Below are 18,998 nucleotides of genomic sequence, written 5' to 3'. Positions count from 1 at the left end.
TCAAGCTATGAATTTGACATACAGGATATCTTTATGTATTATACTGCTCTGCTCAAAAATGAGGACAAAAGGAATATTACAATGGAGAAAGCTACATTTGCTGCAGGCTGTTTCTGGGGAGTCGAAAATGCTTTCAGGAAAATTGACGGTGTGCTGAGCACCCGTGTCGGATATACCGGAGGAGCTAAGGAAAATCCTGGCTATACGGAGGTACTAAGCGGGAAGACAGGTCATGCCGAGGCAGTGGAGATCACATTTGACCCTGCTCTGGTAACTTATAATGAATTGCTTACAGCCTTCTGGAGTATCCATGATCCCACCCTGACACGCAGGGAATTGATAATGCATTTATGGAACATCCATGACCCTTCCACATTGGATACGATTCCGGATTATGCGGGTAGCCATTACCGCTCATCTATCTTTTACCATGATGAGGATCAGAGATTACAGGCGGCAGTATCCATGAAGGAGATGGAGAATTCCCTGGATCCCGGAAAACAGATACTTACAGAGATAGTTCCTGCTACTGTCTTCTATCAGGCTGAGAGCAAACACCAGCAATATATGGAGAACAGCCCGGAAGAAGGCAAGGTGAAGTTATGCAGCGTAAGGAGCTGTACGATAAAGTAACATATAGTATAATATATAGTGTACTTTGAATCCCTGCAATATCAATTTCTGAATGAACGGGAGTTATTATTATGTCTTTTGAAAAACTGTTCGAACCTGAACAGATCGGAAAATGCAAGCTGATGAACAGGATCGTCATGGCTCCCATGGGAAACATCAATATGGCCGATCCTACAGGCCGGCCCCTGGATAAGATGATAGAATACTTCATCGAACGGGCAAAGGGAGGAACAGGTCTTTTGATAACAGGACTTGTACCGGTATCTTACGGGATCGATCCCACGGTATCTGAAGATAATGACACCAGTTATTTCCCGCGAATCGATGGTACATCAAGGACCCGGCTTTCAGGCTGGAGGGACCTTACCGCCGGAGTACGGCCTTACGGGTCAAAGATATTCATCCAGCTTACTGCAGGGCTTGGCAGGGTCGGCTCTCCTGAACCCGCCTTAAAGGGAAAGATACTGCGATCTTCATCCTGGAACAGGAACTTTTACGTGCCTCAGATACCTCATGTCCCGTTCTCTGACAGGAGTATCAAAAAGATTGTCAAAAGCTTTGGCCAGTGTGCGGCTAATGCAAAATCTGCCGGTTTTGATGGCGTCCAGATACACGGCCACGAGGGTTACCTCATGGACCAGCTGACGTCTGACCCATGGAACCGGAGAATGTTTGGCAGGTACAGGGACAAGAACCGATTTGGGATCGATGTTGTAAGAGAGATCAAGAAGCGCTGCGGAGAGGATTTTCCTGTTATCTACAGGATCGACCTGACCCAGGCTTTGCAGGAAACATACGGGGATGCGATATTCAGGAAACGTTTCCATGGTAAGGAAAGGACAGTTGAGCAGGGGCTGGAATTCTGCAGGGTGCTGCATGAAGCGGGAGTAGATGCATTCGATGTGGATAAAGGCTGCTATGAGAACTGGTTCTGGCCACATCCGCCTGCTTACTTTGATGATAGCATCTATGTTGAGGAGATCGCTGGCCGATTAAAGGAATTCTTCCGCAAAGAGAGCATCGATGCAAAAGTGATAGCTGTCGGAAAGATGGGTAAACCTGAGTGTGCCGAGGAAGTCCTGGAGAATGGATGGGCGGATTTTGTTATGCTTGGCAGGCCACTGCTTGCTGACCCCCGCTGGCCTGAGAAGGTCAGACAGGGCAGGACAAAGGAGATCATCCATTGTATAGGGGATCAGGAAGGATGCATCGAGTCATTTAAAAAAGGAGGACACCCCTGCTGTTCTGTCAATCCGTACACCGGTTTTGAGGAAAAGAAAAAACTGGTAAGAGCAGAGAAGATAAAGAAAGTAGCAGTTATCGGCGCCGGGCCGGCAGGATGTGAAGCTGCAATGACCGCCCACAAAAGAGGGCATCATGTAACCCTTTTTGAAAAGAGTGACAGGATTGGCGGGCAGTTATATACAGCCAGCAGGATGGCCATAAAACATGATGTTAAAAGATACATTGAGAATCTTGAATACCAGATGAGCCTGCTTCAAAAAGACGGGTTGGAAGTCGTATTCAATACAGAGGTCGGGTCGGAGAATATCAGGAACATATTCGATGTGATAATATGTTGTAACGGTCTCAGAATGATCATCCCTCCAATCGAAGGACTGGATAAGGTCAGGCACCGGGAAGTCAGGGATTTTCTTGATAAGGGCATGGAATTGCCGGCCGATGTGAAAAAGGTCCTGGTTATAGGGGGAGGGATAATAGGCTGCGAGATCGGTTATTCCCTTGCCTATGAAAAAGGTGTCAGTGTCACTATAGTGGGAAAGAACGATGCACTGATGCCTGATACTGTAATGGCTAACAGGGGCCAGATGCTGTGGATGCTGCTTGGAGGAGGCTCTCCTTCGGGAAAGAAGAAAGATGCCTTGAAAGAACCTGTCATCGTTTATAATGCTTCAAAGGTCACCAGGTTCACAGAAGGCAAGGCCCATATAGTGGCAAACAGAGGCAGAAGCGAACCCTATACTCCATGGAAAGCCCTGATACCTGATAATGTAAAAAATCCATTCAGCAGAAAGCTTGACCCGGGCAATGTGGAAGAGCTGTCTTTGGATACAGATCTGGTAATACTTACGACCGGAACACAAGCCGATGATGATCTTTATTATGAGCTGCTAAAAACGAGAGCTGCTATTGAAATATACTCCGCAGGCGATGCGAAAGAGCCTGGGAGAGTATGGGAAGCTATAACAGGAGCAAACGAGATTGCAAGGAATATATAATTTATACTTCCTTTACGATACGTACTCCAATCCTTCGGCTGCGACGGCCGTCCGGGGAATAATAATAGCGGCTTGCTGAACGACAGCCCACTGCAGAGGTTATCCAGCTGCCACCGCGCAGGACATACAGGACCTTTGCATTGTCGGCAGTCTCTTCCCACGCACTGCCGTCTGCGGGAGCGCCTTCGTAACTCTCGTGATACCTGTCCCGGACCCATTCCCACAGGTTGCCATGCATGTCGTACAGCCCCCATGGGTTTGGTTTCTTCTGTCCCACAGGAAAAGTCCCGGTGCTTTCATTTTCGCCATACCAGCCGTAATCACTGAGTTGTACTTCGTCATCTCCAAATGAGTATCTGCTGGTCGTACCGGCTCTGCATGCGTACTCCCATTCAGCTTCTGTTGGAAGGCGGTATTTATCTGTGACTTCTTTTTCATTAAGCCTCCTGATAAACTCCTGTGCTTCGTTCCACGATATCTTGTCGACAGGCCTGTCATCTCCAGAAGCCCTGGAAGGATTAATACCCATGATGTCAGTCCATTGTTGCTGTGTCACTTCATATCTTCCCAGGAAAAAGTCATCCATTATGCTTACTTTATGCAAGGGGCGTTCGTTCCTGTACCAGTTTTTCTCATCTGACAGTGAACCCATACAGAACTCACCTGCGGGGATCAAAACAAACTCCATGCCTAGTGAATTGGTATACACTTCCGGGGATGTTCCATTTCCATTTGACATTCAGTGAACTCCTTTTCATTGTCTTTTTTTAAAAAGTAGTTCACATTTCATTCCAGTTATATTCATGCTTTTGATATAATCAATAGCCTTGTTTTTAGCCCTGCCGGGATTTTCCGATGTGTCATGGATTCAGAATATGCACGCAGTAAAATCTATAATTTAGACCTGGAACAGATGATTGATAATAATCACGCTATTGGTTGATTACCATGAGTTATTATATATACGTATACCTGAATACCGTAATTGTCGATAAGTGATTTGTCATCTTATTGGCCTAAAGCAAAATATGATTGTCAGATCATGGTCAAAAGCGGAAAAGGTGGAGAAAGTCAACATGCTCCGCGTTACTGACCGGCATTAGCAATAAAACATTTGGAGGCGTTTCTATGGAAGAAAGCGAAATAATAAACGGATTAACGAATGCGGTAGTAAATGGGAAGAAAGACCAGGCTGTTGAACTGGCAAACCAGGCACTTGCAGCTGGAATTGAACCTTATAAGGCGGTCATCGAGGGTCTTGCAAGGGGCATGGAAATTATGGGTGAGAAGTATGACTGTAAACAGGCATTTATGCCCCACCTCCTAATGGCTTCCAATGCAATGTATGGTGGCATGGATGTACTTACCCCTCACATGAAATTAGAAGGCGGTGCCAAAAGAGCAGTTCTTGTCATCGGCTCTGCAGAAGGAGACGTTCACGACATTGGTAAGAACCTTGTCAAGACCATGATGAGTGCAATGGGCTTTGAGGCTATTGACCTGGGCAAGGACGTACCAATAGGCAAGTTCACGGAAGCTGCTATCGAACACAAAGCAGATGTCATATCTGTAAGCACACTTATGACCTCCACAATGGACAACATGGAGAAGATCGTAAAGAGCTTCACAGAGAAAGGAATCAGGGACAAGGTAAAGATCATTGTCGGTGGAGCCCCTATAACCCCTGACTATGCAGCTGAGATCGGAGCAGACACATCCAAGCCGGATGCAATGGAAGCTGCAAAGTGGGCAAAGGAAGTCGTAAAAGAGCTTCCTGACAACAGGTGGAACTGAGTAAACAAACTGGAATTTATGTATGTAGCTCACTACTGCATAAATCTCTATTTTCTTACATGGGTCAAAGGCGAGAGTAACATCTACTAATGCTTATCTGCAGTAAGAAAGATGCTTTACTCTCCCAAAAAAGGTATTTTGCAGAAATAGGTGGAGCTGCTGCAGGCGCTGTCACATTCCTGCGAGATACACTTAACAAATCTATACCACTCATAGCTTGCTTTGCAGCAGGCAATACTAACATTATGCAATTATCACAGGAGTTCAGTTAAATGGTAACATACACCCCTAAAGAGAGATTGGCACGTGCTCTGACAGGAAAACCTGTTGACAGGATGCCTGCTGTCTCATTCACGCAGACAGGCACGGTAGAACAGATGGAAGCAGCTGGCGCATTCTGGCCGGAAGCAAACGATAATGCAGAAACCATGGCAAAGCTCGCAGAAGCAGGCCACACCGTCGTGGGCTTTGAAGCTGTGCGTGTCCCGTTCGACATCAGCGCAGAAGCTGAGTTCTTCGGCTGTGACATCAAGGCAGGCACAAAAGAACAGCAGCCATCTGTAAGCAGCCACTGTGTAAAAGATATGTCTGATGTCGAGAGACTGAAGAACTTTGACATAACTCAGGGCAGAGTAGCTACTATCTGCAAAGCGATAAAGATCCTTGCAGACAAGTATGGCAAGGAACTCCCTATCATGGCAAGCATGCTTGGTCCATTCTCCCTTGCACAGCACATGAACGGCGATGACTGGTTCATGGCAATAATGACAGATGAGGAGTTCGCAACAGCACTGATGGATCTTGCAACAGAGTTCAACATTGCATACGCAAAGAAAATGGCTGAGAACGGTGCGGATACAATGGTCATCATCGACCCAACAGCAAGTGCAATGCTCATTGGCGATGCATATTACGAGAAATACGTAGTACCTGCACACAGGAAAATCGTCGATGCAATGCATGAGATGAACGTACCGGTAGTGATACACATCTGCGGTGACACAACAATGAGCCTGGAGCTTATGGAGTCTTCCGGTGTGGACGCCATCAGCGTTGACCAGAGCGTGGACATTGCAACCGCAAAGAGCAAGGTTAACAAGGCAATGATCATTGGAAACCTTGACCCGGTAGCAGTTCTCTGGAAAGGCACCCCGGATACAATCAGGGGAGTTTCACAGAAAGCTATCGATGCAGGTGTCGATCTCCTTGCTCCGGGTTGCGGAATCGTCAGCAAGACACCCAGCGCCAACCTTCAGGCAATGGTCGAATCCGCAAAGAACCGTAAATATTAAGATCAAAGATAATGCTCCGGGCCCTTCTTTCATGTTCTTGGTCACCAACAGCCCGGAGACATTATTTTTGTAGTCTGGGGGAGCTAGACTTGCAATCAAAAAATGCATTCGGGTCTTCACCAGCCTATCTACCTCCATCCATCCCAGGCCAGTGGAATAACACTGGCCCATTTCCCATAACAGCAGACGGCCTTCCCAATATATCAAATGAAAGTTTTTTACCCCTAAATATAACAGATGTAAATAAAATATAAAAGTGTGATCTGAATGTTATCAAAATTGATTAGATACCTTCCATGGGAAAAAAATACAGTTGATCTAAATGTACCTTCTTTTCAATCATTACACAGATCAATAGAAAAGAAAAGTCAGATCCTTTTCAGTAATGTATGGTACTTTGCCATATTCATGCTCACGGTCATACTTGGTATCCTTGTGTTCTACAGGCATACGCAGAACGAGGTCATACCAGCCATAATACTTTGGGTCTTGTGGCTGCTTTTCTGGAATAACAGTATGCTTAAAGGCAGGATGCTCCTGGTGATAGCGTCTGTCTTTGGATATGTGCATGAGCTTCTGGGCGTCCAGCATGGATATTTCACATATCTTGGCGGAGCTATAGGTGGCGCTCCCATATGGCTGATTCCAGGCTATGGTGCTATATTCTGGTCATCCTATAATCTCTGGAAGATATTCCAGGAAAGATATTCGCAAAAACAGTGGTTCCACAGGGTGAACTATTTCATAGTCGCAAGTGTGGCTTTAATGCTTGTGGCCGATTACACCATTTTCGATCTCTCCCTGCAACCGATGGCAATACTTTTGAAATTCTCCCTTGCACTCATGCTATTCAATAGCCTTGATGGTCTGAGACTTGCATATTTTACGGGATTTTTCACTGTCCTTACCGAGTTCACAGGAGAGATGCTGGGAACATGGACGCACCCTACTTTCTCGATTTTCTCCCTGATGGCAGGATACGTGTTCCTTCTCTGGATATGCATCACGCTAAGTGATGTGGTAAAAGGTAAGAAAAAATGGGGCAAGGTAGAGCCGATAGCTGCTGTTTCTATTACATCATTCTATATATTGCTGCTACTTGGGATAGTTGCTGTCTGAGTAAAGGGATATGTAAATAAGTACGCATGAAGATGAAATGTCATGTATGAGGAAATCAGACGCGTATTCAATTTGCAGCAGGCAAAGTGGCCACAACTGGCCCGCCTGGAAGCCTCTGAGAGGATAGAGCGGTTGGTGCGTATTGACAACTATCTCCGTGATGAAAAGCACCTTTCTGAACTCTGCCAGGCCATGCATAAGGACTTTCGCAAGCCGGAAGTGGAGGTAATTGCTACAGAAGTAGGTGTTGTGCAGGCTCAGATATCCCATGTGAAAAAGCATCTCCAACGCTGGATGAAGCCACAGGCGGTACCCACACCTCTGCCACTTATCGGAACCCGCTCTCACATCCGGTACGAACCCAGAGGCGTGGTGCTAATTATATCTCCCTGGAATTTTCCCCTTAACCTGTCACTGGTGCCGCTGGTCTACGCTATAGCTGCCGGTAATGCGGTTATGCTCAAACCCAGCGAAATTTCGGCTCACACTTCATCGTTCATTAAGCACATGATAGATGAGCTTTTTGAAGAGAGTGAAGTTGCCGTCTTTGAAGGCGACGCATCGGTTGCCAGTTCATTGCTTGACCAACCATTCAATCATATCTTTTTCACAGGCAGCCCGAAAGTTGGTAAGATAGTCATGACCGAGGCTGCCAGGCATCTCTGCAGCGTTACCCTGGAGCTTGGAGGAAAATCGCCAGCCATTATAGATGAAACGGCAGACATCAGCCGGATAGCCCGGCGTGCTGCCTGGGCCAAGTCTGTCAACAACGGACAGACATGCATCACTCCGGATTACATATTTCTCCACGAATCAATAAGAGAGCCCTTTATCCGGGAATTCAGAACTGCACTGCAGCAATTATATGACCCGGATGGCAGGGGAATAAAGCAATCCCCGGACTACTGTCGTATTGTCAGTGATGCGCATTTCATGCGACTGAAGTCCCTTTATGAAGATGCACTGAGCAAAGGTGCAGGTGTTCTGGCTGGTGGTGAGTTCGATGAGTCGGATCGCTTCATTTCTCCTACCTTGCTTGATGGGATCACTGAGGACATGGACATCATGCAGGAAGAAATATTCGGTCCCCTGCTGCCGGTGCTGACATACAGCGACAGGACAGAAGTAAGGAATATAATAAACCGTCTCCCAAGACCCCTTACTCTGTATATAGCCAGCCGGAACAAGAGCAACATCGAGTACTTCATGGGAAGCGTATCTGCGGGAGGGACGGTGATTAACGATTATATGCTGGGTTACAGCAATCCTTCCCTGCCATTCGGAGGAATAAACAGTAGCGGGATTGGCAGGTCATTGGGTTTTCACTGCTTTACAGGCTTCTCTAACGAACGCAGCGTAATACACCGCAGGTGGGGGTCATTGAGCATGATACACCCGCCATATAATGATCGTGTCAGAAAGCTTATTAAAACACTGTACAGGTGGATGTGAACATGCCTGGGCAGAAAGATGAAGGGAAACTATGAAAGATGGCAGAAGGACAGTACTGATAACCGGCGGTTCCGGTGGGATAGGACTGGAGCTTGGCAAGCTTTTCGTGGCAGATGGCTACCGTTTGATCATTGTCGCGATGCCCGGTGAAGACCTTAAGCATGCCGGGGATATATTGCAGGCCATCAGTCCATTCACCAGCATCTTCCTGCTGGAAAAGGACCTGTCCCGGCCAGGAGCGGCAACGGAGGTCTATGACTTCACCTTGTCCCATGATCTCACGGTGGATGTGCTGGTCAACTGCGCCGGTTTTGGCACTTACGGCCATGTCAATGAGATAGACATTGAAAGGGAGCTGGCCATGCTGCAACTGCATATCGGGACACTCTATCATCTTACAAGGCTCTACCTTCGGGAAATGGTAGAAAGGGACAATGGTCAGGTCATTAATATGTCCTCGATATCGGCCTTCCAGCCAAACCCGACTTTTGCAACTTACGGAGCCAGCAAGAGCTTCATACTCAACTTCAGCCGGGCCCTTAACTACGAATTACGGGAACAGGGCTCCAGGGTCAGGGTATTAGCTGTTTGTCCTACCGCTGTTAAAGGCACTGGTTTCCAGACATCGGCAAGGATGGAGTGCTCCAGGGCATTCAGTTCCTGGATGGCTACAACACCCGCTATCGTGGCACGCGACACGTACAGGGCTATGCAGTGTGGTAAGGATGTGGTGATACCCGGAAGGGGATTTGGTTTCGGGCAGGCTCTGGTAAGCCTTCTCCCGGCAAGCTGGCAGATGAGGATATCCCGCTCCCAGCTGCGGGAAATAGAATCACTATGAGAAGAAAACTTATGTTTACAGTTAGAGGTTAAGCAGGTGATATAAGATGATAAACATTGATACGTTGTGTAATGAGAAAAACAACTGTATGCTATGCGGAAACAGGATAGTTCACTCCTGTCAGGCAACTGTTGCAAAATGTCACTACTGCGGTGTTGAAGAAGAAGCTTATATCCAATGTAAGAACGGACACTATATCTGCAATTCCTGTCATTCGCAGGACGCGCTCAAAATCATTGAGAATATCTGTCTGAGCACCGACATGCAGAACCCTGTAACACTGGCTGAGAAGATCATGGAACATCCCAGTGTGCACATGCACGGACCGGAGCATCATGCACTTGTGCCCGCTGTCCTTATAGCAGCATACCAGAATTACACAGGAAAGAAGAAAGAAGCAGATATTTTAGAAGCAATCAAAAGAGGAAGCAAAGTTCCCGGCGGTTACTGCGGTATCTATGGAGCATGCGGCGCAGGAATTGGAGTTGGAGTCGCTGTTTGTATACTGGCGGAAGCTACGCCCTTCACACCTGCTGAACGCTCCCATGCAAACTGGGCTACATCAGGGGCCCTGAGGTGCATTGCAGATGCAGGAGGAGCCAGATGCTGCAAAAAAGCAACCCGTATCTCTCTGAGAAAAGGAGTGGCATATCTGTCAGATATATTTGGCCTGCTGTGGTATGAGAATCTGGACCTGTCTGCGAAATGTAATTACACAAAATACAATAAAGAATGCGATGAGAACTGTGAATATAAGGATAGATCTGGTACTGATAACAATAAAACTACCACTCCATACTTAATCCATTAATCTGCCAAGTATATGGCCCTTTAGCATTGAGAATTCCTGGGTGCCGGTCAATGACAGTGGACGGGGACGCTCAAAAGGCACAGCTATCTCTTCAATCATCCTGCCTGGCCTTTTACTCATAATGCAGATGCGATCTGACAGTAACAGAGCCTCTTCCACATCATGTGTGATGAAAACAATGGTGTGCCTATAATTTTCCCAGAGACCAAGCAGCAATTGCTGCATGCTGTAACGTGTCTGGGCATCCAATGCTGCGAAGGGCTCATCCATAAGCAGGACCTTCGGCCTTAATACAAGCGCACGTGCCAGGGCAGTCCTTTGCTGCATGCCGCCGGATAACTGGGAAGGGTAATAGTCCCAAAAACCGTCAAGTCCTACAGCTCTTATATATTCAGAAGCTATCTCTTCTGCTTCGTTCCTGACGTCCTTCCTTAGTTTCAGCCCGTAAAGGATATTGTCCTTAACATTGAGCCATGGAAACAGTACAGGTGACTGGAATACTACTGCTCTTTCGGGAGAGGGGTCTCTTATGTGTTCACCGCAACAGGCTGCATGACCACTGTCTGCAGGCTCAAATCCTGCAAGGATATTAAGGAATGTGGATTTACCGCAGCCACTTGGACCCAGTATACTGACGAACTCACCTTCCCTGATCTCAAAATGGATATCCTCCAGAACCTTTAAAGGGTCATGCTCGCCTGGGCGGGAAAAACTTTTGTTTATTCCATCTGCCGACAGGTTCGTGCGTTGCATGAGTTTCATTCTTTGTTCTCCTCCCTTAGCAGGTCCAGCCTTTTAAAAGAACCTACGAGTATCATATCGCTGATGCGGCCAAACAATCCTATGAATATCATAGAGACCAGGATCATCTCTACGTGCCCCAGCATCCGGGCATCCATCATAACCGCACCCAGTCCACATGTCACACCTGTAAGCTCACCCAGTACAAGATAGGCCCAGGAAATGCCCAAACCCAGCCGTAGTCCGGCCAAAGTGGAAGGCATGGATGCTGGTATGATTACCGTAGTGAATATCATCAGCTTATTGGCACCCAGCATCCTCCCTGCACGGATGAGTAAAGGAGGTACTGAAGAGGCTCCCTGGGCTGCATTCACATATATCGGGAAAAAGGCTGCCAGTGATATGAGAAACAGGGTTGTATTCTCCCCCACGCCAAACCATACTATGGCTATGGGTAACCACCCAATGCCGGGGATGATACGGATGAGATGTACAGTTGGGTCAAGAGAGTTCTTTGCAAGGGACATGCGCCCTGTCAGAAAACCCAGGGGAAGTCCCACAGCAACAGCCAGACCAAAACCCATCGCCACTCTTTGAACGCTGGCAAGGGTATGTACTAACAGTGTCCCTGCATAAGGTGTGAGATTCGCATGCCCGGTAGCAAAATCAACTGCCACGCGAACCAGGTTCGATGGTGAGGGAATAAGATATGCCGGTACTCCTCCCTCCAGAGTCACAAGATACCATGCGGTAAATATCAATGCTGGAAGAACAAATCCTATATAGTCCATTTTCCAGTTACTGACTGTCATGCGGTTTCACTGTTTTGAAGATCATTGCGTGCCTGTTCCACAAAGCTCCGATCAAAGAGGACATCCATATCCGGCACCTGAGCGATCATGCCAAGGTCTTTCATCCTTTCTGCAAGCTTCTCCGCCTGCTGAACATATGCTTCATCCATATACCATGCCAGTTCCATATTATCCTGAGCGATCCTCAGTACTTCAGGGTCAGTTCCAAAAGACGAGGACATGTTGATCCATTCGTCAGGATTGTCGTTTAGATATTCTGTCGCTCGGGCATGAGCAGTTACCAGCTGCTGGATCTTTTCCCGGTCATTTTCAATATTGCTCTTTGTTGTGAGCATGCCGGCATTGATAGTTCCCACACTTTCCCCGTAATATGGATAAATAAGCACACGCCCGTATCCGTTAGCAACCGCAAGGGACGGATAAGGTTCCCCGCTGCAGAAAGCATCCACAGTGCCCTGAGAGAGCGCCTGCCCCATATCGAAGAAGTCGATACGCTGAAGCCTGACATCTTTTGCAGGATCAAGTCCTGCCTGCTCCAGTGTTTCAAGCAAAAGGACATGATGCATGGTCCCCGGGACGTATGCGATTCTCTTACCCTTGAGGTCTTCAGCCGTTTTGATGTCAGAGTCTTCCCTTACAACAATGGCCGAGCATTTGTTGGCAAGTCCGCTCACAATAACCACCGGCTCACCCTTAGAAGCAGCCGTGATGGCAAGTGCTATTGTCGTACCTGTCATATCCAGGCTTCCCGCAAGCAGTGCAGCTTTCTGGTCACCGGGATTTGTGAAGGGGAGCACTTCTACCGAGTACCTGTCGTCAATGTAGTCCTGGTAGAGAAATGGCTGGATGGTCTGGGCGGTCTTCCATGTTCCTACTTTTATTTTCTCTGTACCCTCAGATGCATGTCCTGTGCATCCGGATGCCAGAAGGGATAAAAAAAGGATGAAAAGCATGCATAACATAGAGACGCGTTTTTGCATTCAGTTCTCCCTCCCGGAGTAAAATCCATATCCTGCATTCGTGAAATAATCCCTGGCAGTTTCCAGACCGAAACCATGCCATTCAGTCTTACAGTCAGCACCTTCTCTTGGAATGGCCCCGGTCTCGACAACAACCACATTAGCACCCCATTCCACAGCAAGCCGTGAGGGGGGATGTGCGCATATATCCGGTGCATGATAGCCGGCAGCCAGACGTGTCACTGCTACTATCTGTGCATGTCTTCGCTCCGAAATTTGAGGATAATCACTCAAAGGCGTGCCTGGAAGAGGCACTCTTGCCATAACGCCACATAGCCTGGCATTGTACTCCATTGCTGTCAGGAAGACGTCGGCTATTTCGGAGTTCGTGTGTTCTATGCCAACAGGCTCGACAAGGTAGGCAAGGTCCAGCGGGGAACTGCTGACAGAAGCAAGAGTTGCGATCCGGTCTTCGGTTTTGAATCTCGTATTTATGCCTTCGCGAAGCCGGATGGTATGATAGACCATCTGCGCCCCTGCGCCGGACAGGGTCTCTGCTTGTGTCTCGTTGAACTCCCCGGTATTGACGACTATCTGGTACTCTCCCGGAATTGAAGCCCTGATATCCTTGACAATCTGGGTCAGTCTTTCAATTCCGTAAAACTGCGTAGTCCGTAAAGTTATCCATCTGGCTCCATGGGAAACGAATTGGCGGACCAGCTCTATGATCTCCTGGGAGTCTCGTTCGCTTTCATCCTTCACAATTCCCCATTTACGGCCAAAAGCACAGAAATCACAATTCATAGCACATTTCTTATAATCAACACCAATTGAAGCCCAGACACTCCCGCTGTTCCCTGTGATCACGGCAGCAACTTCCCGTGCCGCCTTCCCGAGAATTTCCGCATCCTTTGAATCCGGGTCTATCTCCAGTAGAGCGATTATATCATCCCGGTCCAACCTTTCACCTTTCAATGCTTTTTCTTTTGATTTTTGGATAAGGTCTAAATCAGACAATCTTACTCACCACTTTTGTTTTAACGTATTTGCTTTAAAGCAACAGAACCTTTCAGCTCTTTTTTCTCAGAGTTACACGATACAGTTTCTTAGGCAGGTCGCCTTCTTGAAATTCCGTAACATCCAATACATCATGGCCTTCCGAGAGAAGGTCCACCTTTTCCCTGCTCAGGAAATGCACGATGAATCCTCCCTGTATCTCCCACATATCCTCACCTCTGTGGATACCGGTCCCGTACTGGGGGTCCTCTGTATGTCTTGTGGTGAATATGTTCAGTCCTCCGGGCTTAAGGACCCTCATGACCTCTGTTGAAAGTGAGCGTAATTCCGAAATTGTCAGGGGCATACAGTAAAGCATATGAGAATAGCACGCATCGAATGTGTCATCCTTAAAAGGCAGTCTGTTCCTGACATCATGCTGCATGGGAGTTACAGAACCTGATACTGAGGACTCACTGGCTTTCTCCCTCAGGGATTTGATTCCTTTTTCGCAATAGTCAAGAGCAGTTACATCAAAACCATTCCTTGCAAAATACAGGGTATCTCTTCCCTGTCCAAAACCAAGCTCAAGGACTTTTGTCTTGCCTTCTTCCTTCAACAGCCGGGCTGCCCACCGGGCCGGACTGCTGGGGTCCTCGCCAAACATAGAATCATTGCTTGAAAATACGCACTCCCAATGTTGCTGTTGCCTGCTCAGGGCTCCTTTATCTATATCCGGTCCTCTCTGGTTCATTGCATCACTTCCATAAAAGAGCATCAGAACGGTAAGAACCGTCCCTGGGATAAATGTTCATAACATCCGTTTCTGAAAGAAAGACTAAGAAAGGAACCGGAGTCCCTCCCTTGAGATATGAGCCCTCAGGAGTTCATTCTCTTTATATCACTTATTCGCTGGTCAAAGCAGGCGCCACAATTGCACGGCTCGTCAATGAGAGCTGTGATGTCCCTTGTCCTGTAACGGATAAGAGGCATGCACCTTCTCCGCAGAGTTGTGACGACAAGCTCTCCTTCCTCACCGGGAGGTAGCTGTTTTCCGGTTTTTGGATCAATGACCTCAACCAGGAAATCCGGGTTGTTGAGATGGAAACCATCCTGCTCAGAGCATTCGATTGCATTGGCCAGCCCCAGTTCTGTCATGCCCCACTGCCTCAGGGTCTTGCAGCCCCATACGCTCTCTATTTCCTCCCTCATGGAAGGCGTCAGGGGTTCGGATGAGCAGATAATGGTTTTTATTCCCATTTCTCCGGGCTTTATAAGCTCACGGACGGCCTTTGACAGGTCATGCAGGAAGGATGATGTCCCAATGATAAGAGTCGTCCCTGACTCCCTCATGGTCCTTAACTGATCGTCCACATCCAGGGAATCATTAATGACCGATTTATAACCGGCAAGGGCACAGGCCTTACTGAGGACAAGACCGGGGTCCCAGGTGGCTGTTATGGTGGGATACATTATCTGCAATGTATCTTCTTTAGAATTCATTCCTGCCATTTTCAGGCCTGAGATGACCGAATCAACAATTTCCAGCAGTTCGTCCTGGGTATATGCCATCCTCTTGAGCATGTTGGTGGTACCGGAACTTGTAAACTCCCTGGCTATCTCCTTTCTTGATACGCAAAGGAAATGATACGGATGCTCAGCTAACAGTTGCTGCTCGGTCAGTGGCAGTTTCTCCAGGTCCTCATATCCGGTGATCTGAGAAGGATCGATACCTGCTTTTTCGTAAATCTCTTTATAATAGGGACTGTTCTCCAGTACATACGCCATCAGTTGCCTGAACTTTATGAGCTTGTACTCATTGATGTAATCCCTGTCAAGTTCCCTCTGGCCAAAGAACTCTTTCAGCTCCCTGTTGTTCTTCACGTCATTCCTTATCTTGGCCAGGCCCCATTGCTCAAGAGGATTCCCGGTCCCGTCTTCTATTTTCCGGGACTCCAGTTTCCTTTTTGCTATAGTCATCCGAACAGCAGTATTGATCTTTGCAGAAAGACTCATGTTACGCCTCCTGTTTTCCTCAGAAATAAAAAGTAATGATTAAGCGGCATTCCTGTAAAGGAACTTGCCGTCACAATCGGTCATATTGTAGTTGCAGAAGGGAACAAACCTCCCATCACGTGTCACCACATGTATGCAGCAGTTCTCCACTCTTTCTTTCTCGTATGACCAGACGTCCTGGAATGCCATTGTTGAGATAGTGAGATAGCTGTTCTTGCTCATCTCAATAAAGTCCGCCCATCCCCCGCCCAGAAGGGAGTTCTGTGGAAGGACATCAGTGATCGGCTTTTCACAGCATGAGCCTTTCACTGTCAGCTGGCTTATAGGCTTCTCGCAGCATGAGCTTTTAATAAGCAGATCGCCGCATGAGGACTTCTGAGCATCCTTCTCAGAACCTCTCCACCTGCCCATGATAGACTTCTTTGTTTTGCTTGCTACATCAGAAGCGGATTTGAGTGCTCCCAGTGAGACATTGGTCAGTGGCAGGAAGCCATTGCTGTCAATGACTGTCAGGCAGGTTGCTCCGCAATGGGCATGAGGCATCAGTGAAGGTGTGAAATTCTCAACCTTAAGCTGCCCCTTGGTCTGCTTCTCGACCTCCCGGAGAAGTTCGAGAATGGTAATCCTTCCTTCACGACCTGAAGGTGCACGGCCGGAATAGAATACAGGCTGGAAGTGCACGCCTCTTACGGTCGGGACCCTGCTGCCTGCAAACTCTATGATCCTGCCGACTTCGTGCAGGTTATAGTTCTTAGCCACAAGAGGCACAAGAACAACGCCGATGCCGGCCTTCTCACATCTGTTGATGACCTCGGCCTTTATGTCAAAGAGCTTCTTTCCGGTCCTTTTTATATAAATATCATCGGATACGCCATCAAATCCAAGATAGATAGCATCTATACCTGCTGAGGCGATCTTATCAAAATAATCCTGGTCGCTGGCGATTCTGCGACCATTGGTATTTAATTCTATGTGATCGATGCCTACTTCCTTTCCCATCCTTATTATCTCAGGCAGGTCATCCCGCAGAGTTGGTTCTCCTCCCGAGATCTGTATGCAGGTTGGTTTGTTCTGGCATTTCTTTACTGTTTCGAACATGAACCTTATTGTGTCCATATCGGGGTCAAGGCTCTTATCCATTGAAGAACTGGCGAAACAATAAGCACATCCCATGTCGCACCTGTCTGTTACTTCCACCACTGCCAGGCAGGTATCCTGTTTATGAGAGGGACAGAGGCCGCAGTCGAAGGGGCAGCCTTTTTCCACATCAGTTAAAGATGCCCTGGCACGTGACCTATTGACCTCGAAACATTCCTCCATTTGTCGGTAGTGACCTATATCTTCAGATATAAGGGTTGTAAAACTACCATGGTCAGGGCACTCCTTCTTTATGTAGACTTGTCCGTTCTCTGCATACTTGATGCCGCCTATTTTTCCAAGGCACTCCGGACAAAGGCTTTCTACTGTGCTTATCGGTTCCATCTGTTCCCTCTCTGGTTGGTGGTGGTAATCTACCCGAGAATCCCTCTGATTCTCAGGTATTCTTAAGCTCTTTTTTCTTCAAGGATCGCTTCTGCTGTTTTGAGTGTTGACTTTGCCATGCCGGCTGAGACATACATTTCGCCGCATTTGGCACAGACGAGACCAGGGCCTGGCCTGGTGACTCCCAGGTAGCTCATGTCAACATTCCTCTCCAGTGCGACCTCTCCGCACTTTGCACATATCCAGTCACTTGCATCATCGTACTCCACTGGCTTGATCTCTCCGCCGGTGATTCCGAGGATGTTCATTTTGTGGGCGTAGACATCAAGCAGTTCAGTTGCAGAATAAACAGCGTAGATGGTCAGGTTCTCGGATGCACCCTTTGCAATACAGGTGTTTCCATCCTTTGACTTGAGTTTTTGACCGCTGGATTCAGCCTTCTTGATTATGTCCAGGATCTCCTCTTTCCTCACGCCGTTGTCCTTCAATAAATTGTCCACTTGTTCAGTTATCTTTATATCCATAAGAAACCCTCATTATTTTGTACTGTTGTTGTTCATCCCCTTTCTCAGAACTTCTCATACTTTCCGAAATCCTTTGCTGCCCTTACAAGTGCATGGACGTTCACAGGTGGAGCGTTGGTTGGGCATTCGCATGCAGTTCCCAGGATGAAACCTCTTGGGCTGTCCTTACCGGCAAGGACCTGTTCCTTGGCCTGTGCATAGACCTGTGCAGGTGTACCGCGGTCAACCAGCTTTGTATCAACAGTTCCAAAGCATGTGCACCTGTCTCCGAAGTTTTCTACCAGCTTTGATGTCGGGAATATTTTCTGTCCGTCATATCCTATCTGGACAATGGTGAACGGGCTCATTGGTGCATCTTTCCACAGGTCGAAGTCGTCGGTGTGGTTTCCACAGAGGTGGTAATAGACACCCGGACCTGCGCCTGCGCTCAGGACTTTCCTGACAGCTCTGGATACGGGCTGGTAACTGAACCTCTTGATCTGTTCCCTGTCCATGAGGTCACCGCTTGCTATTACTGAACCGGTGATCATGACGTTTGCTCCATACCTCTCGGCTGTTGCTCTGCAGGCATTGACCATGTGGTCTCCGGCCTTTATACATAGCTTGTCGACAAGTTCAGGTTCTGTGATCATCCACATGAATACATCTTCAATTGAAGCCCAGTTGGTAGCTACTTCCATGGTACCACCCAGCTGAGTGATAGGGGCGAACATCTGTGGATATTCATTCTTCACTGTGTCAAGTGCTTTGTAGTGTGTCGCAAGGGTCGGGCCTTTGACCAGTTCTTCTGTGCTCAGCACTTCAAACTTATCGACATCTTCAGCAGTCTTTATCGGGCGGTTTGTGATACCTGGTGGAGCATTTGTCTGAATCTTTATTTCAGCTCCGTAGTCGGCTCCCCAGTAATCTGCATAAAGGTAGTGACCAACCGGAGTGACATCGTAGAGTTCACAGGCGGCACAAACCATCCTTACTGCTTCATCAGGATTCGAATAGAAGTACCCTGCGTTCTTTCTGAATAGAGTGGCTGCGTGTGACAGTATAATAGGGTCCACGATAACTCTATCCGATGGCTTGTCCACCCATGGAGTAGTCCATAACTTTCCTGCATTTCCTAGCCAATTTTGATCTATTGGGATATAATCTTGTGCTGGCATAATTCATCACCAATCTTTTGTTATTACTGGTTAGGAATGGCGAAAATAGTACACTTTTTCCATCCATAACCACCAATCTGAAATCAAATCTTTTCGCAGTCAACCATGCAAATTATGAATTTGTCATTA

The 18,998-nt window shown here is 47.6% G+C and carries 18 protein-coding genes; 8 read left to right on the top strand and 10 right to left on the bottom strand.

The window, feature by feature from the left end; translation table 11 throughout:
- Nucleotides 1-33: 33 nt before the first annotated feature.
- Nucleotides 34-633, top strand: a complete 600-nt coding sequence (gene msrA, locus Q8J68_RS12645) for a peptide-methionine (S)-S-oxide reductase MsrA (RefSeq protein WP_370867647.1) — start codon at nt 34-36, stop codon at nt 631-633.
- A gap of 71 nt (nt 634-704) precedes the next feature.
- The gene (locus Q8J68_RS12640; protein WP_305311873.1) at nt 705-2,873 is read left to right on the top strand and encodes an FAD-dependent oxidoreductase; all 2,169 of its coding nucleotides are present in this window, start codon (nt 705-707) and stop codon (nt 2,871-2,873) included.
- 1 nt (nt 2,874) lies between these two features.
- Here the strand turns inward: Q8J68_RS12640 and Q8J68_RS12635 are convergent, their stop codons facing one another.
- Nucleotides 2,875-3,612, bottom strand: coding sequence for a formylglycine-generating enzyme family protein (locus Q8J68_RS12635; RefSeq protein ID WP_305311872.1), 738 nt, complete (start codon nt 3,610-3,612; stop codon nt 2,875-2,877).
- 389 nt (nt 3,613-4,001) lie between these two features.
- Between Q8J68_RS12635 and Q8J68_RS12630 the strand changes: the two genes are divergently transcribed.
- From Q8J68_RS12630 to Q8J68_RS12605, 6 genes are all read left to right on the top strand, one after another.
- Entirely contained in the window at nt 4,002-4,667 is a 666-nt protein-coding gene (locus Q8J68_RS12630) for a corrinoid protein (protein WP_305311871.1), read from the top strand.
- A gap of 272 nt (nt 4,668-4,939) precedes the next feature.
- Entirely contained in the window at nt 4,940-5,959 is a 1,020-nt protein-coding gene (gene mtbA, locus Q8J68_RS12625) for a methylcobamide:CoM methyltransferase MtbA (protein ID WP_305311870.1), read from the top strand.
- 408 nt (nt 5,960-6,367) lie between these two features.
- The gene (locus tag Q8J68_RS12620) at nt 6,368-7,078 is read left to right on the top strand and encodes a hypothetical protein (RefSeq protein ID WP_305311869.1); all 711 of its coding nucleotides are present in this window, start codon (nt 6,368-6,370) and stop codon (nt 7,076-7,078) included.
- A 42-nt stretch (nt 7,079-7,120) separates the two neighbouring features.
- Entirely contained in the window at nt 7,121-8,530 is a 1,410-nt protein-coding gene (locus tag Q8J68_RS12615) for an aldehyde dehydrogenase family protein (protein WP_305311868.1), read from the top strand.
- 31 nt (nt 8,531-8,561) lie between these two features.
- A complete protein-coding gene (locus Q8J68_RS12610) occupies nt 8,562-9,371 on the top strand; it encodes an SDR family oxidoreductase (protein ID WP_305311867.1) in 810 nt (269 codons plus the stop codon).
- A 46-nt stretch (nt 9,372-9,417) separates the two neighbouring features.
- Nucleotides 9,418-10,182 (top strand): DUF5714 domain-containing protein, encoded by a 765-nt coding sequence (locus Q8J68_RS12605; protein WP_305311866.1) that lies wholly within the window; start codon nt 9,418-9,420, stop codon nt 10,180-10,182.
- Here the strand turns inward: Q8J68_RS12605 and Q8J68_RS12600 are convergent.
- The 9 genes from Q8J68_RS12600 to Q8J68_RS12560 all read right to left on the bottom strand — a co-directional run bounded on the left by Q8J68_RS12600 (nt 10,171) and on the right by Q8J68_RS12560 (nt 18,869).
- The gene (locus Q8J68_RS12600) at nt 10,171-10,944 is read right to left on the bottom strand and encodes an ABC transporter ATP-binding protein (RefSeq protein ID WP_305311865.1); all 774 of its coding nucleotides are present in this window, start codon (nt 10,942-10,944) and stop codon (nt 10,171-10,173) included. The genes Q8J68_RS12605 and Q8J68_RS12600 overlap by 12 nt on opposite strands.
- Complete coding sequence (locus tag Q8J68_RS12595; RefSeq protein ID WP_305311864.1) at nt 10,941-11,735, bottom strand: ABC transporter permease; 795 nt, start codon at nt 11,733-11,735, stop codon at nt 10,941-10,943. Before Q8J68_RS12595 ends, Q8J68_RS12600 begins: the two co-directional genes overlap by 4 nt.
- Entirely contained in the window at nt 11,732-12,715 is a 984-nt protein-coding gene (locus tag Q8J68_RS12590; protein WP_305311863.1) for an ABC transporter substrate-binding protein, read from the bottom strand. The genes Q8J68_RS12595 and Q8J68_RS12590 overlap by 4 nt, the downstream gene beginning before the upstream one ends.
- A complete protein-coding gene (locus Q8J68_RS12585) occupies nt 12,716-13,711 on the bottom strand; it encodes a radical SAM protein (RefSeq protein ID WP_305311862.1) in 996 nt (331 codons plus the stop codon).
- Nucleotides 13,712-13,763: 52 nt separating this feature from the next.
- A complete protein-coding gene (locus tag Q8J68_RS12580) occupies nt 13,764-14,468 on the bottom strand; it encodes a class I SAM-dependent methyltransferase (RefSeq protein ID WP_305311861.1) in 705 nt (234 codons plus the stop codon).
- Nucleotides 14,469-14,569: 101 nt separating this feature from the next.
- Nucleotides 14,570-15,706: a phenylacetate--CoA ligase family protein gene (locus Q8J68_RS12575; protein WP_305311860.1), complete on the bottom strand. Its 1,137-nt coding sequence runs from the start codon at nt 15,704-15,706 to the stop codon at nt 14,570-14,572.
- 39 nt (nt 15,707-15,745) lie between these two features.
- Nucleotides 15,746-17,188, bottom strand: coding sequence for a radical SAM protein (locus tag Q8J68_RS12570; RefSeq protein WP_305311859.1), 1,443 nt, complete (start codon nt 17,186-17,188; stop codon nt 15,746-15,748).
- A gap of 62 nt (nt 17,189-17,250) precedes the next feature.
- A complete protein-coding gene (locus Q8J68_RS12565) occupies nt 17,251-17,712 on the bottom strand; it encodes a hypothetical protein (RefSeq protein WP_305311858.1) in 462 nt (153 codons plus the stop codon).
- Nucleotides 17,713-17,756: 44 nt separating this feature from the next.
- The gene (locus Q8J68_RS12560) at nt 17,757-18,869 is read right to left on the bottom strand and encodes a uroporphyrinogen decarboxylase family protein (RefSeq protein ID WP_305311857.1); all 1,113 of its coding nucleotides are present in this window, start codon (nt 18,867-18,869) and stop codon (nt 17,757-17,759) included.
- Between the last annotated feature and the right edge of the window lie 129 nt (nt 18,870-18,998).

Origin of the sequence: Methanolobus sp. (assembly GCF_030682845.1) — an archaeon.
In the GTDB taxonomy this organism is placed as follows: Archaea; Halobacteriota; Methanosarcinia; order Methanosarcinales; family Methanosarcinaceae; genus Methanolobus.
This window is presented reverse-complemented; position numbering and strand designations above follow the sequence as displayed.